A 14,002-nucleotide genomic window follows, 5' to 3' on the forward strand; every position below is an offset into this window, starting at 1 on the left:
CCGGGCAACGGGCGGGCGTTCAGCGCGGGGGTGGCGTACAAGTTCTGACGCCCGCCCGCCTGCCGCATCAGAACTCCGTGGACACCGACAGCAGCACCGTCAGCGGCGCGCCGACCGTCAGGCCCTCGCGCGCAGCGGACTGCCAGTAGTTCTTGTTCAGGACGTTCTCGACCATCGCGCGGATGACCACGGGCTTCCCATTGGCATTGAAGGCATAGCGGGCGCCGACGTCGAACCGCGTCCAGCCCGGGATCTCCTGCGTGTTGGCCACGTCGACGATCTGCGAACTGGTGCGCAGCATCCGCGCCGTCAACGTCAGCCCGGGCACGAAAGGCGTGTCCCACTCGGCCGCGGCGTTGAACTGGAAGCGCGGCACCGCAGGCGCCCGGTTCCCGTCGTTGACGCCGCCTTCGGTGCGGGTCAGCCGCGCATCGGTGTAGGCCACCCCGCCCAGCAAGCGGACCCCGTGCGCCGGCTCGCCCTGCACCAGGAACTCCAGCCCCCGGTTGCGCTGCTCGCCATTGGACACGTAGCGCAAGGTTGCGGGATCCAGGTAGCTGCTGGGGCGCTCGATCTGGAAGGCGCTGAGGGTGGTTTCGAATTGGCCGAAGTCATACTTCGCGCCCAGTTCGAACTGCTTGGAGATTTCCGGAGCGAACACCTCGCCCGCGTTGACGGCCCCTTCCGGCGCCGTGCCGCCCTGGCTCAGGCCTTCGATGTAATTGCCGTACAGCGACAGGCGTTCGGTCGGCTTGACCGTCAGCGCGAACGCGGGTGTGACGGCGGACTTGTCGTAATCCGATGTCTGGCGACCGGTCGCGGCATCGAAGTTGGCGGACTCCACGCGCTGGTGCCGCACGCCCGCGATGAACTGCACGCGGTCCTGCGCCATCGAGATCGTGTCGGCCAGGGCAAGGCTGTATAGGCGCGAATCACTGGTCCTGGGCAGATCCGACGGACGCGCGATGTTCGGCTTTGCCAGGTTTGCGGGGTCGTAGATATTGGAGAACACCGTGCTGGAACGGATCCGCGCCGACGAATAGTCGATGTCGAGCACGCTGGCGCTGAGCGCGGGTTCATGCTTGAGCGCGCCGGTCTGGAAGCGGCCGCGTACGCCGACCTCGCCCGTCTTGCTGGTCAGTTCTTCGTTCAATCGCGCCGGCACCGCGCCGATATCGCCCGCCTCGTTCAGCATCAGCCAGCTCGTCTGCATGCTCTCGAAGTCGTGCTTGCGCGCGCCCACCGCACCGTAGACGGTCCAGTCGGGCGTCAGGTCGTATTCGGCGCGCAGCGCACCCGACCATTCCTTGGTCTTCCAGTAGGTCCACGACGGAAAGAAGTTCCGCCGCGCTTCCGGCGCCGAGGGGATATCCACGCCAGACGGAGGCGGGAACAGCAGGCCGCTGCGCGCGTCGGTAGTCCGGTTCTGGTAGTTGATGTCGCCCTCCACTCGCAGGCGCTCGCCCTGGTAGTCCAGGCCCAGGGCCACGGCGCCCAGGTCTTCCCGCGCCCCGTCCATCGGCAGGTCGCCGCCGCTGCCGGCCACGTTCAGGCGCACGCCCCACTCCTGGCTGTCGCCATAGCGACGCGACAGGTCGGCATGCGCGCCGAACTGGCTGTCGCCGATGTAGGACACGGTAAAGCGGTTCAGCGGATCCGCTCCCGCGCGCTTGGGCACCAGGTTGATCGAGCCGCCCACGGATCCATAGGGCGCCATGCCGTTCAAGAGGGCATTGGGGCCGCGCAGCACTTCCACGCGTTCGACGCCGATCAGGGAACTGGAATTGCGCGGAGACACGCCGTACAGGCCGTTGAAGGACACGTCGTAGTTGAACAGCGTGAACCCGCGGATGTTGAACTCGTCGCGGCCGGCCCCGCGCGAATAGGTATTGCGCACGGTGGGGTCGTTGACCAGGACGTCGCCGATGTTCTGCGCCTGCTGGTCTTCGATGAGCTTGGCGGTGTATTGCGTGGCGCTGAACGGCGTGCTCATGTCGTCGCGGTCGCCCAGGAGGCCCAGGCGCCCGCCCCGCGCCACCTGGCCGCCGGGGTAGACGGGCGGCAGTCCGCTGGACAAGCCCGACGCAGTCACCGTCACGGTTTCCAGCGTCGCGGTCTCGGACCCGGGCAGCACGCTCAGGCGATACTGGTTCGGCGCCTCGCGCGTGGCGCGCAGCCCGGTCCCGGCCAAGGCTCGCTGCAACGCATCGTGGGTGGTATAGCGGCCCTGCACGCCGTTGCTGTTGCGGTCGGCCACCAGCGCCGGCTGCGCGGCCAGCAGAATGCCTGACTCGTTCGCCAGGCGCGTCAGCACCTGGTTCAGCGGCGCGGGCGGTATGTTGAAAGTGACCAGGTCGGCCGCTCCCGTTGCCGCCGGCGTCGACTGCGCATGGGCTGGCGGCCCCCAGGCCGCGCCAAGCGCCAGGGCCAGCGCCAGCGGCAGGCCCCAGGTTGGCATACGGCCGCGACGAAGCGCCAAGGGTCGCGCGCGGGTCATGGAGAAAGCCGCGGCGGCAGGGGAAAGGCAGTGGGACATGACGGGACCTGTGCTCTCGTGCGTAGTGTTCGGGGGTAGGGAGAGCGACGCGCTTGGCATTTCCGCGCGCGAATCACTCTTACTGTCCTTATTCGAACGAGGCGGCAAAACCCGGAACCGCCCGACGCATTTATTTTTTTCAGGCGCGCGATTCGATGCTGATCCACCACGGCATCGTGCGCCGCACCCGGACCGGCAGCACCGAGGCCAGCATGTCCAGCGCACGGTCAGTCTCGTGGATCGGATAGCTGCCGAACACGTGCATCCCGGCAATTTCCGGGGCGACGGCCAGATGGCCGAAGTGATAGCGGCGCAGCTCCGCGACGACCTCCCCCAGCGGCGTGTCGTCCGCCACCAGCACGCCGCGCGTCCAGGCCTCGCGTGCCGGATCCACCGGCAATTGCGCGTCCAGCGCGTTTGCGGTGAAGCGCGCCTGCCGCCCGGCTTGCACGATGCCCGTGGCGTGGGTCGCCGCCGTGTCGATACGGACGGCGCCCTCGTGGACGGCGAGCACCACGCCGTCCGCCTCGCCGCGCACCGTGAAGCGCGTGCCCAGGGCCTGGAGCCTGCCCTGGTCGGTGTCGACCACGAAGGGCCGCATGGGGTCTTTGGCAGTATCGATGAGCAGTTCGCCGGTGACGAGCTGCAAGCGGCGCAGCGTGGCGCCATAGTCGACGTCGAACGCGCTCAACGCCTTGAGCCACACCTGCGTGCCATCCGCCAGCGAGACACGTCGGGTTTCGCCGATGCCCGCGCGATGGTCGGCGCCCCAGGTCGAGGCCATGATGGGCAGCGGCGTCTGCCGCCATGCCGTCCACCCCAGGCCTGCGATGCCGAGCGCGCCCGCCAGTCCCAGCAGCATTTGCCGACGCCCACGCGGCCGGGCGGACGCCGCCTGGCCGAACGCCGCGACCGCGGCTGCCCTGTCGGGACTGGATTGCAGGGGCGAAAACCGGCTGCCGATGCGCTCGACGTAGCTCCATGCCTGGCGATGTTCCGCCGCGCATTCGAACCATTGCTGCCATTGCAGGCGCTCGGCATTGGAAACGTCGCCTGACCGCAGCAACGCATACCATTCGGCAGCCTGCTCCATCACCCGGTGCGAAGGTTCGCGCGCCTGCGCGGCGCTCATGCCGCGGCCCCCTGCGGCGTGACCACGGACTCGCCACCGAGGCGCGCCTCGAGTTTCATGCAGCAAAGCATGGCCTGGGCGACGTACTTGCGGACCATGCGCGACGACACGCCCAGCACATCGGCCACTTCCTGGTCGGTCATTTCACAGGCCACTGCCATGACGAAGGCGTGGGCGGCTTTGGGCGGCAGTCCCCGCAGCATGGCGTCGATCTCGCCCAGGGCCTGCAGCACCATGGCCTGGTCCTCGGCCGACGACACCGTGGGTTCCGGCTGAGCCGCCAGGGCATCCAGCCACGCCTGCTCCAGGTCGCGGCGGCGCCACAGGTCGATGCACAATCCGTTGGCCATCCGGCGCAGATAAGTCCTGGCATGACGCGCGTTGTCGAACTTGCACGGACGCGTCAGCAGGCGCACGAAGGCGTCGTGCGCCAGGTCCGCGGCATCCGCCGCGTTGCCCAGCCGCCAGTTCACCCAGGCCAGCAACCAGCCATGGTGATTGCCGTATAGGCTCTCGAAATCCTGGGAAACCCCTTCCGATCCGCTCACGATCCCGCCCGCGCGCCATAACCCCCGCATGATATGTAATGCGAACGGTTATCAATTAACAAAGGGCAGATTATGGCCCGGGGCTGCGGGATTTGGCAACGGGTGGATTCGGCGATAATCCTGCTGCCCTGGCGGCTTAGCGACGCCTACCGACGCCGAAGGATGCGATGAACTGGGACGATGCAAGAATCTTCCTCGCCCTGCAAAGAGAGGGAACCCTGCGCCGCGCCGCGCGCGTCGCGGGCGTGGACCAGGCCACCATCGGGCGGCGAATCGCCACACTGGAACACACCCTGGGCGCCACGCTGTTTCTGCGCAGTTCCACGGGCTACACCCTGACGCCAACCGGCGAAAACGTGCTGCGCTCCGCGGAACGCATGGAGCAGTTCGCCAATGACCTGGTGCGCCAGGCGCAGGGCACCGACGGGCGGCTGGAAGGCGAGGTCAAGGTCGCCACGACCGACTCGCTGGCGATGGAGTTCGTCATACCCGCCATCGCGTCGCTGCATGCGCGCCACCCCGCGGTGCGAGTCAGGTTGAGCGTGTCGACGCAGATGGCCAATCTTGCACGACGCGAGGCGGACATCGCCATCCGCAACATCAAGCCGGAAAACCCGGACCTGGTGGCCCGGCAACTTTCCCTGTGGACCGTCGGCCTGTATGCCTCCGAGGCATACCTGGAACAACGGGGAGCCCCCGCCGAGGGCCAGGGCTTCCCGGGGCACGACCTGGTGTATTACCAGCCCTACCTTGAAGGCGGCCGCCCGCCCACCATCGTGGGCGAACCCGTCCAGGCGGGCCGTATCGTGGCCACCGCCAATTCCAGCCTGATGCTGCGCGCCATGATCGCCGACGGAATAGGCATCGGAGAGCTTCCCGTGCCCATGGCCGAGCGCGGCGGACTGGTCCGCCTGTGGCCCGGTCGAGAACGCGCAGGCGGGTTTCCCGTGTGGCTGGTGACACATCAGGACCTGCGGCACACCGCCCGTGTCCGGGCATTCATCGACGCCGTGGCGGCGCAGTTCGACCCGCCGGCCGGCTAAGCGGCAACCGCTGCATTTTTGCATTGGTCATCATGCAAATCGCTGCGTGATTCCAGCACTTTGGCTACCTATACTTTTCGGCAGGCCGATCGTTTCCGATCGGCTTTCGAAGGTAGAGGTCCGCCATGTCCCGCCAATCCGCCGATGCGCCAACCGCGCCGGCACCCCGCTCAACCCCCGCCTGGCAATACGTGTTCGCCGGGTTCGCCGCCAGCCTCGCCAGCATCGGCCTGGCCCGATTCGCCTACGCGCCCCTGGTGCCCGCGCTGATCCAGGCGCAGTGGTTCTCGTCATCCAGCGTGGTGTTCCTTAGCGCCGCCAACCTGACCGGCTACCTCGTGGGCGCGTTGATCGGCCAGCCCCTGGCGCGGCGATTATCCAGCACGCAAGTCCTGCGCGCCATGATGGTCCTGGTCACCCTGGCCTTCCTGGCCTGCGGCTATCCGCTGTCCATCGGCGGGTTCTTCGGCTGGCGCCTGATCTCGGGCATCGCCGGCGGCGCCATCATGGTGCTGGCTGCGGCGACCATCCTGCCGCACGTGCCCCGCGAGCGTCGCGGCCTGGCGGGCGGGGCCATTTTCCTGGGCATCGGCGTGGGCATCGCCGGTTCCGGCACCGTCGTGCCATGGTTGTTGGGCATGGGTTTGCAGGCCGCGTGGTCCGGCCTTGCCGCCATCTCCGCCATTCTCACGCTGCTGACCTGGTTCGCATGGCCCGCCCATGGCCCGGCGTCCCATCCCGCAGCCGCCACGCCGCACGCCACCGCCAGCCGTAATGGCAGCGACCATCCCGATCATCGCGCTGGCGTCGTCCTGCTGTTCGGCCAATACGGCCTGATGGCCGTTGCGCTGGTCCCTGCGATGGTTTTCCTCGTGGACTTCATCGAGCGGGGACTTGGAGCGGGCGCCGCGGCCGGCGCGCGCTTCTGGGTGCTCTACGGCGTCGGGGCCATGATGGGACCCGTGGTGTACGGCTGGCTGGGTGACCGGCTGGGCGCGCGCAAGGCCCTGCGCGTCGTGCTGGTCGTGCAAGCGCTTGCAATGGCGGTGCTGACCCTCGGCCATGATCACGCATGGCTCGGCGTCGCCGCCCTGATGGTGGGCACCTTTCCGCCCGGCATCGTGCCGCTTGCCCTGGCGCGCATCCACGACCTGATTCCCCACGATGCCGTCGCCCAGAACCGGGCCTGGAGCCGCGCCACGGTCAGCTTCGCCACTTTCCAGGCGCTGGCAGGATACGGATACTCAGCCGTCTTCAGCGCAAGCGGCGGCCAGCACCGGACGATGTTCGCAATCGGCACGGCCGCGCTGATCGTTGCAGTGCTTGCCGAGTCCGGCATTGTGGAAAGGCAGATCGCCCGGCTGCTGCGCGCGCCGCGTCGCGTCGCGGCGACATCGGGCGGCAGCGCCGTCGGCCCCGCGGCGCACTGCAGGTAGCGCGCGTCCGGCAAAGACCGGGCGCGCGCGTCGGATCACCCCAGGTGTTCCACGTTGCCGCACACGGAAATGCTCTGGCCGCTGATCATTGCCCCTTCGGCCGAGCACAGGAATGCCACCTGGTTGGCGACGTCCTCCGGGGTGGTCATGCGGCGCAACGACACTTTTTCCACAAGCTGGTCGCGCATCGCATCGGTGCTTACTCCGCCCGCCGCCGCGCGGGCCGCGATGATGCGCTCCACCCTGTCGCCCGACACCACGCCCGGCAGCACGGAATTGACGCGGATGCCGGACGGCCCCAGCTCCATCGCCCAGGTCTGCGTCAGCCCGGCCAGCCCGAATTTGCTGGCGCTGTAAGGCGTGCGCAGCGAAAAGCCCAGGCGTCCCGCGACGGACGAGATATTGACGATGGACCCGCCGCCAGCGGCCCGCAGCAGCGGAACCGCGCTACGCGCGCACAGGAAGTTTCCCGTCAGGTTGACGTCCAGCGTGTTTTTCCAGGCGTCCAGCGTCGTTTCTTCCAGGCGGCTAGTCGGGCCGGACACGCCCGCGTTGTTGACGAGCGCATCGAGCGCTCCCCATCGGTTCTCCAGTTCCTGGAACATCGCCAGCACCTGGGCCTCGTCGGACACGTCCGTCAGGCTGGCGCCTAGCGTCGGATGGCGCTCCCGGGCGGCCTTGAGCGCCTGCTCGTCGACATCGCACACATGCACGTCGGCGCCCGACGCGAGGAACTTGCGCGCAATGGCCAGGCCAATGCCTTGCGCGCCCGCCGTGACCAGGACGCGCGCGCCCTTCAAGGATTCGATCATGTTGCCTCGCCGAAGAATGTTGGGATGCCGGCGCGGCGGATTGCCGCGCCGGCGGGATCGCCGTTCAGAGCGCGAACTCCGGGCGGATGCCGCTGCGCAGCGGCAGCCCCATGATCTCGCGCGCCTCCGCGGGCGTCGCGGGTTCCATGCCCAGCTCGCGGATGATGCGCACGATGCGCTCGGTAAGCTGGACGTTGGTGGCCAGCTCGCCATGCCGGTAATACAGGTTGTCTTCCAGCCCGACCCGCGCGTGCCCGCCCAAGAGCAGCGCGCTGATGTTGGCCTCGAGCTGCGACGGGCCGATCCCGCTGACGCAGAACACGCTGTTCTTCGGCAGCAGGTCCACCATCATCTGCAGGTGCCGTGGAGAAAACGGCATCGCGTTCTGGAAGTTGCGATGCACGTTCATCACCAGGTTGATGAAATGCGGCCCTTCATCCAGGTCCTCGTTGATGAGCGTCGTCACGTCCTGCAGGATGTGCGTGGGGCTGAATACCTCCCACTCGGGCTTGATGCCGCGCGCCTTCATGCCGGCGGCCAGCTCGCGGCCCTTGCTGAGCGGCGTGTTCATCAAATATTCGCGGTCGCCGAACGCCAGGTTCAGGGTGGTGGCGTCCAGCGTGCACATCTCGGCCCCGGCGTCCATGCCCTTGAGCCGCTCTTCCCACAGGATTTCCCAGGTGCCGGGCGACGTTTCTCCGACCATGTCGCCGTGCACGCCGCCGCCCGTGGAGTTGTTCAGGACGATGTCGCAGCGCTCGCGAATGAGCTGGTTCATCTGCCGGTACACCCCGGCATCGCAGGTGGCCAGATCGTCCGGACGCCTGGCATGCAGCGCCACCACGCTGGCGCCGGCGTTGTAGCAGCGGTAGACGTCCTCGGCGATCTCCGCCGGCTGCGTCGGCAGGTGCGGGTTCTGGCTTTTCAGCGCCATGCCCCCGGTCGGGGCGATGGTCACGATGACTTTGCGTTTGGCCATGAGGTTTCTCCTAGGATTTCCAAAGCGCGCAGCGGCTTTCCGACTGCGTCGTGAAAGCCTGGTTGCCGTCGATGGCCTGCAGCACCGTGAAATAGTCCCAAGGCTCCTTGGACTGCTCCGGCGACTTCACCTGCAGCAGGTACATATCGTGGACGACACGGCCGTCGGGCCGCACGACGCCGTCCTTGATGTACATGTCGTTCAGCTTGTTCTCGCGCATATGGGCCAGCACCTTGTCGGCGTCGTCGGTGCCCGTGGCCTTGACCGCGCGCAGGTATTGCAGCGCCGCCGAATAGTCCGCGGCCTGCAGCGACGACGGCATGGCCTGGCGCCGGTCAAAGAACTTGCGCGCCCATGCGCGGGTCTCGTCCGATGCGTTCCAGTACCAGCTGTCGGTCAGGTACATGCCCTGCGCGGCCGGCAGCCCCATGGCATGGATGTCGTTGATGAACATGATCATGCCGGCCAGCTTCATCGTCTTGGTGATGCCGAACTCGTTGGCGGCCTTGATCGAATTGGTCGCGTCGGCGCCGGCATTCGCCAAGGCCAGGATTTCCGCCTTGCTGCTTTGCGCCTGCAACAGGAAAGACGAGAAATCGCTGGCGGCCAGCGGGTGCTTCACGCTGCCCACGACCGACCCGCCGCCCGCCTTGACCACGGTGGTCGTGTCGGCCTGCAGCGCGTGCCCGAAGGCGTAGTCGGCCGTCAGGAAGTACCAGCTCTTGCCGCCCGCCTTCACCACCGCGGCGCCCGTGCCGCGCGCCTGCGCGACGGTGTCGTAGGCGTAGTTCAGCGTATAGGGCGTGCATTGCTCGTTGGTCAGCGCCGGAGCGCCCGCGCCCACCACGATGATCGGCTTCTTTTTGTCCGCGGCCACCTTGGACATCGCCAGCGCCGTGCTGGAATTGGTGCCGCCGATCAGCATGTCCAGGCCGCGCTGGTCAAACCATTCACGGGCCTTGGCCGACGCGACGTCCGCCTTGTTCTGGTGGTCCGCCGTCAGCAGCTCGATCTTCTTGCCATTGATCTGGCCGCCCATTTCCTCGATGGCCATCTTGATGGCTTCGGCGCCGCCGGGGCCGTCGGGCCCCGAGTACACGCCGGACATATCGGTAATGAAGCCGATGCGGATGACATCGTCCGACACCTGCGCCTGGGCAGGCGCAGCGTGCATCAGCGTGAAAGCCATTCCGCAGGCGATGGCGGTGGCGGACATGCGTGGCATTGACAACATACCGGTCTCCTCTTATGGTTTTTGGCCCGAAGGGCGTCAAATATTCTGCGTCCGGCCCGCCCCTCGGACAGTCATCATGTTGACAAAGGCCCCTAGGGTTTACCTGGGCGGCCATCCACCAACCACACGGAGCGACCATGCGCGGACCGCCTGCCCTGGCGGGCAACGACACGCCAAACGCGAACCGGCGGCTCGCGCGATGCCCCGTGGACAAAATGCTGGACGTCGTGCCCTGGTACAAGGGCCTGCCGGAACTGGAGCGCGACGTGGTCCGCTCGGAACTGCGCACGGTGTCGCTGGCCGCCGGCGAATACCTTTTTCGCGCGGGCTCGCGTTCGCCCGGCTGGTACGGCGTGGTGGAAGGCCTGGTGAAGTGGTCGTCCCCCGGCACCGACGGCCGGACCCTGTCCCTGGCGGGATTCAGTACAGGAAGCTGGTTCGGCGAAGCCACCATGATCCGCCGCGAGCGCTTCGAATACGAAGTCGTCGCGCTGCGCCCCAGCCGTATCGTCATCCTGCCGCGCGACACCTGTGAACGCCTCTGGAACAACAACATCGAATTCACCAAGGCGCTGATGACGCATCTGGCGCAGCGGGTGAACTGGCTGATGGCTTCCTACACCGGCAACGTGCTGCTGGACGTGGACACCACCGTGGCGCGCGCCGTCGCCGCGCAACTGGACGCCGAGGTCCATTCCGGCACACGGGGACGCCTGAAGATCTCGCAGGAAGAGATCGCCGGCCTGTGCGGCGTATCGCGCCAGCGGTGCAACACCGCCCTTACCCGCCTGGCGCGCGAGGGAGTACTCCAAACGCACTACGGCGGACTGACGGTGCTGGACCCGGACGCGCTGTACCGGTTTGCCAAGATCAGCCGGGAGTCGGGCGCGCCGCCTCGACGTGAAAACTAGGGTCGGCATGGCGCCGCGGCAATCCGGCATAATCGCTGCCACGTCGCCGTACACGAACGACACGGCATGAAGGGACAGTGATCCCGCCGCGCCAGCGAATACGGCGTCCTTCGCAGAACTGTTCTGCATATCAATGGGGTAATCGGCAGCACCGATAAAAATTATCATCGGATGCTGAGATAACCCAAGGCCGGCCGACAAGCGCCGGCCGACCCGACCGCCGGCATGAAAACATAAAAGCCGGCCCACGCGAAGCACGGCGTGCACGGCGGCGGGAACAGGAGAGAGACAATGACCAAGCTCACGCGCCGCGGGTTCATCGCGGCCGGAACACTCATGATGCTTGCCCGGCCGCTGCGCGCCGCACCCAAGCCCGTCACCCTGATCGTTCCCTACGCGGCCGGCGGGCCGAATGACAACTTCGCGCGCCTGCTGGCCGAAGGCATGGGCGCAGAGCTGGGCATGAATTTCATCGTGGAAAACAAGCCGGGCGCCAACGGCATCATCGGCGCCACGCACGTGGCCCGTGCAGCCGCCGACGGCGGCACGCTGCTCATGGGTGGGTCCGGCCCTGTTTCGCTGAACATCCTGCTGCGTCCCAGCCTGAGATACGGATTCGACAGTTTCCGATCCGTGGCCATGATGTTCGACGGCCCGCTGACGATCACCGTGCCGTCGAAGATGGGCGTGAACACGGTCGCGGACCTGGTTGCGTACGCCAAGACCGAAAAGCGGGCCCTGACCTATGGTTCGCTGGGCCCGGGCAGCGTCACTGACTTATACGGCCTGATCATGGCGAAGGCGCTGGACATCCCGCTGACCGCCGTGCCCTACAAGAGCACGCCGACCAGCCTGATCGACCTCATCACCGGACGCAACGACCTGTCCTACATGACGCCCATCGCTTTGGCCGATCACCAGAAGGCGGGCGCAGTGAAGATCCTGGCGCTGACGACCGACCAGCGCGATCCGGCGCTGCCCGAAGTGCCCAGCGTCACGGAGCTTGGCTATCCGCAACTGAAGGCCAGTTACTGGACCGGGTTGCATGCGCCCAAGGGCACGCCGGACGACCTGGTGCAGGCCTATGCCGCCGCCGCGATCAAGACGGTCCAGTCGGACGCCTTCCGCCAACTGCTCGTCACCAATGGCCAGACCGAAAAGGCCGGCGGCCCGCAGGCGTTGGAGGCGCAGCTGGAATCCGACCGCCAGTACTGGGGCAAGGTCATCAAGGAAAACCAGATCGTCCTGGATTGATTGGGCCAGGCGCCGTCCGGATGGCGGCGCCTTTTCCTGGCCTCTGGTTTTCGCGCATTCATGCCGAGACGAATTTTTCGCCGCACCTCAAGCGCCCCGCCCTTGCGCAGAAAAGCAAAGCCCGCCGACCGGCGGGCTTTGCTGTTTGGGCGAGGCAGTCTCCGTCGACGGCTACTGCATCAGCGCAGGCGCAATGCGATGCGTGGCCGCCTTGAAGTTGATCACCGGCGGCGCCTCGCGGCAGGCCGTCTTGCGGATCTTGCCAACGATTAGGTCGTGCGTGCCCAGCATCTCGGTGCAGACGATGTCGCATTCGATGCTGGCCAGCGCGTCGGGCAGCACGGGCGATCCATGCTCGTTCATGATCCATCCCCCCTGCGCGAAGCGCGCCTCGCCCTGCGGCTTGTTCAGGAACGCCTGGATCACGTCGCCATGGCCTTCGCCCAGGATGTTGGCGACGAAGCGGCCGTTTCGCAGCAGCGGTTCCCGCGCGGACGACGTCTGCTGCACGAAGAACCCCACCATCGGCGGATCCGCCGAAATCGACGTCAGGCTGGAGACGATCATGCCGGCCATCTGCTCGCCATCGCCGGTGCTGACCGCGCTGATGCCGGCCGGCAGCGAGCGCATCGCCGCCTTGAAGTCATCCACAGACACCACTTCGTCGCGCTCATTGACGACCATGTGGGCGCGAATGTCGCCGCGGTCGTCGACCCAGCCGTGGCGCGCCGCGTAATCCACCATCGCCGTAAAGCCCGCTTCCCACTCCGGCTCGCCGGCATGCTGCGACAGAAAGCGCAGCACGGAAGGAGACAGGCGCACATGCCGCTCGTCCTCGCGTCGGCCGATCCGCGCGATGGCCCGTTCCAGGCGAGCCTGCGGCTGGGGGTCGGCCATCACGTCCAGGCGGCGGAAGTCCGCCGGGTCGCGCAGCGCAATCGCGCCGGCATTGCTCAGGTAGATGCGCATGTCGCCCTCCTTCAGGCAAGCACTGCCGTGCTGCCGACTTCCTTGCGGATCGCGGGAATGATCTTGTCGCCCCAAAGCTCGATCTGCTTGAGCATCGTCTTCTGGTCGAAGTCGCCCAGCTGGGTCTGCAGGGCAATGTGCTTGGGACGCAGAATGCTGATTTCCTCGAGCATCTTGTCGATGACTTCATTGACGGAGCCCACGGGCAGGTTCTTGCGCAGCTGCTCGAAGGTGGGGTCGGTTTCCGACGGAACTTCCTTGACCATGTAGCCGTCATCGCTCTGCGCGCGGCGGAACTTCAGGCTTTCGGAAATGCGGCGCTGGAAGCGCGCGCAATCCAGATACGCGTCGATCTCCGCGTTGTTGTCCGACGCGTAGCCGCAGCGCAGGAAACCGAACTTCACATCGCGGTCCAGATCCTTGCCGTTGTCGTCGGCCACCTTTTCCAGCCGGCCGCGCAGTTCGGCGATGGCGTCGTTGCCCTTGAGCAGCGCCGTCACGAACAGGTTGTGGTTCTCGCGCACGCCGCGGCTCAGCGTCACCGGATTGCCCGACGTGATCCACAGGGGCGGCATCGGGTCCTGCACGCAGCGCACCGCGATCGAGCTGGGCGGAATCTTCAGGAACTTGCCGTCGTGCTCGAAGATCTTCTGCGTCAGGCCCTTGGGAATGACATCGAGGAACTCGTTGAAGATCGCGCCGGAATCCTCGATCTGCACGCCGAAGCGCTCGAACTCGAACTGCTGGTATCCCGATCCCACGCCCAGTTCCAGGCGACCGTTCGACACGGTATCCACGAAACCGACTTCGGCCAGGAAGCGCGCCGGATGGTACAGCGGCAGGATGCACACCGCCGTGCCCAGCCGGATGCGCTTCGTCTTGGCGGCGGCATGGGCCACCGTCATCAGCGGCGATGGCGACAACGAATAGTTGTTGAAGTGATGCTCGGCGTACCAGGCAGTGTCGAATCCGGCCTGCTCCGCCACCACTGTCTGCTCGATGGAGTTGTTGATGACTTGCGTCGAGGACTGGTGGTAACCTCGCTGCTGCGCCAGAATGAATACGCCGAATTCCATATTGTCTCCTCGGTTATCTGCATGAATCCTTGAGGAAATTCTAGAGTCCGGCAGTCATGCGCTGGAATACGG

At 66.6% G+C, this 14,002-nt stretch carries 12 protein-coding genes; 4 read left to right on the forward strand and 8 right to left on the reverse strand.

Features of this window, described 5'->3' with window-relative positions; genetic code table 11:
• Positions 1-67: 67 nt before the first annotated feature.
• The 3 genes from RT614_RS17700 to RT614_RS17710 all read right to left on the reverse strand — a co-directional run bounded on the left by RT614_RS17700 (position 68) and on the right by RT614_RS17710 (position 4,246).
• Positions 68-2,497 (reverse strand): TonB-dependent receptor, encoded by a 2,430-nt coding sequence (locus tag RT614_RS17700; RefSeq protein ID WP_313623437.1) that lies wholly within the window; start codon positions 2,495-2,497, stop codon positions 68-70.
• 178 nt (positions 2,498-2,675) lie between these two features.
• Positions 2,676-3,668, reverse strand: a complete 993-nt coding sequence (locus RT614_RS17705) for a FecR family protein (protein ID WP_313623438.1) — start codon at positions 3,666-3,668, stop codon at positions 2,676-2,678.
• Positions 3,665-4,246, reverse strand: coding sequence for a sigma-70 family RNA polymerase sigma factor (locus RT614_RS17710; RefSeq protein WP_313623439.1), 582 nt, complete (start codon positions 4,244-4,246; stop codon positions 3,665-3,667). The genes RT614_RS17705 and RT614_RS17710 overlap by 4 nt, the downstream gene beginning before the upstream one ends.
• Before the next feature lie 137 nt (positions 4,247-4,383).
• Between RT614_RS17710 and RT614_RS17715 the strand changes: the two genes are divergently transcribed.
• Positions 4,384-5,259, forward strand: coding sequence for a LysR family transcriptional regulator (locus RT614_RS17715; protein WP_313623440.1), 876 nt, complete (start codon positions 4,384-4,386; stop codon positions 5,257-5,259).
• A 125-nt stretch (positions 5,260-5,384) separates the two neighbouring features.
• Positions 5,385-6,695 carry a YbfB/YjiJ family MFS transporter gene (locus RT614_RS17720; protein ID WP_313623441.1) on the forward strand — a complete coding sequence of 437 codons (1,311 nt, stop codon included), beginning with the start codon at positions 5,385-5,387 and terminating at the stop codon, positions 6,693-6,695.
• A 35-nt stretch (positions 6,696-6,730) separates the two neighbouring features.
• On the opposite strand, the gene RT614_RS17725 is transcribed toward RT614_RS17720, so the two are convergent.
• The 3 genes from RT614_RS17725 to RT614_RS17735 form a co-directional block, all read right to left on the reverse strand.
• Positions 6,731-7,507, reverse strand: coding sequence for an SDR family oxidoreductase (locus RT614_RS17725; protein ID WP_313623442.1), 777 nt, complete (start codon positions 7,505-7,507; stop codon positions 6,731-6,733).
• 64 nt (positions 7,508-7,571) lie between these two features.
• Positions 7,572-8,486 (reverse strand): 3-keto-5-aminohexanoate cleavage protein, encoded by a 915-nt coding sequence (locus tag RT614_RS17730; protein ID WP_313623443.1) that lies wholly within the window; start codon positions 8,484-8,486, stop codon positions 7,572-7,574.
• Positions 8,487-8,496: 10 nt separating this feature from the next.
• Entirely contained in the window at positions 8,497-9,711 is a 1,215-nt protein-coding gene (locus RT614_RS17735) for an ABC transporter substrate-binding protein (protein ID WP_313623521.1), read from the reverse strand.
• Positions 9,712-9,857: 146 nt separating this feature from the next.
• Between RT614_RS17735 and RT614_RS17740 the strand changes: the two genes are divergently transcribed.
• Entirely contained in the window at positions 9,858-10,631 is a 774-nt protein-coding gene (locus RT614_RS17740; protein WP_313623444.1) for a Crp/Fnr family transcriptional regulator, read from the forward strand.
• A gap of 291 nt (positions 10,632-10,922) precedes the next feature.
• Positions 10,923-11,885 carry a tripartite tricarboxylate transporter substrate binding protein gene (locus RT614_RS17745; protein WP_313623446.1) on the forward strand — a complete coding sequence of 321 codons (963 nt, stop codon included), beginning with the start codon at positions 10,923-10,925 and terminating at the stop codon, positions 11,883-11,885.
• A gap of 171 nt (positions 11,886-12,056) precedes the next feature.
• On the opposite strand, the gene RT614_RS17750 is transcribed toward RT614_RS17745, so the two are convergent.
• A complete protein-coding gene (locus tag RT614_RS17750) occupies positions 12,057-12,854 on the reverse strand; it encodes a flavin reductase family protein (RefSeq protein ID WP_313623447.1) in 798 nt (265 codons plus the stop codon).
• A gap of 11 nt (positions 12,855-12,865) precedes the next feature.
• Positions 12,866-13,930: an LLM class flavin-dependent oxidoreductase gene (locus RT614_RS17755; protein ID WP_313623448.1), complete on the reverse strand. Its 1,065-nt coding sequence runs from the start codon at positions 13,928-13,930 to the stop codon at positions 12,866-12,868.
• Between the last annotated feature and the right edge of the window lie 72 nt (positions 13,931-14,002).

This window comes from Achromobacter sp. (assembly GCF_032102605.1).
In the GTDB taxonomy this organism is placed as follows: Bacteria; Pseudomonadota; Gammaproteobacteria; order Burkholderiales; family Burkholderiaceae_B; genus Achromobacter.

Bases quoted from the DNA above. Each gene is read 5' to 3' on its own strand.
- RT614_RS17700 (WP_313623437.1), bottom strand. From the start codon at position 2,497: ATGACCCGCGCGCGACCCTTGGCGCTTCGTCGCGGCCGTATGCCAACC.
- RT614_RS17720 (WP_313623441.1), top strand. From the start codon at position 5,385: ATGTCCCGCCAATCCGCCGATGCGCCAACCGCGCCGGCACCCCGCTCA.
- RT614_RS17740 (WP_313623444.1), top strand. From the start codon at position 9,858: ATGCGCGGACCGCCTGCCCTGGCGGGCAACGACACGCCAAACGCGAAC.
- RT614_RS17750 (WP_313623447.1), bottom strand. From the start codon at position 12,854: ATGCGCATCTACCTGAGCAATGCCGGCGCGATTGCGCTGCGCGACCCG.
- RT614_RS17735 (WP_313623521.1), bottom strand. From the start codon at position 9,711: ATGCCACGCATGTCCGCCACCGCCATCGCCTGCGGAATGGCTTTCACG.
- RT614_RS17725 (WP_313623442.1), bottom strand. From the start codon at position 7,507: ATGATCGAATCCTTGAAGGGCGCGCGCGTCCTGGTCACGGCGGGCGCG.
- RT614_RS17745 (WP_313623446.1), top strand. From the start codon at position 10,923: ATGACCAAGCTCACGCGCCGCGGGTTCATCGCGGCCGGAACACTCATG.
- RT614_RS17755 (WP_313623448.1), bottom strand. From the start codon at position 13,930: ATGGAATTCGGCGTATTCATTCTGGCGCAGCAGCGAGGTTACCACCAG.
- RT614_RS17730 (WP_313623443.1), bottom strand. From the start codon at position 8,486: ATGGCCAAACGCAAAGTCATCGTGACCATCGCCCCGACCGGGGGCATG.
- RT614_RS17705 (WP_313623438.1), bottom strand. From the start codon at position 3,668: ATGAGCGCCGCGCAGGCGCGCGAACCTTCGCACCGGGTGATGGAGCAG.
- RT614_RS17715 (WP_313623440.1), top strand. From the start codon at position 4,384: ATGAACTGGGACGATGCAAGAATCTTCCTCGCCCTGCAAAGAGAGGGA.
- RT614_RS17710 (WP_313623439.1), bottom strand. From the start codon at position 4,246: ATGCGGGGGTTATGGCGCGCGGGCGGGATCGTGAGCGGATCGGAAGGG.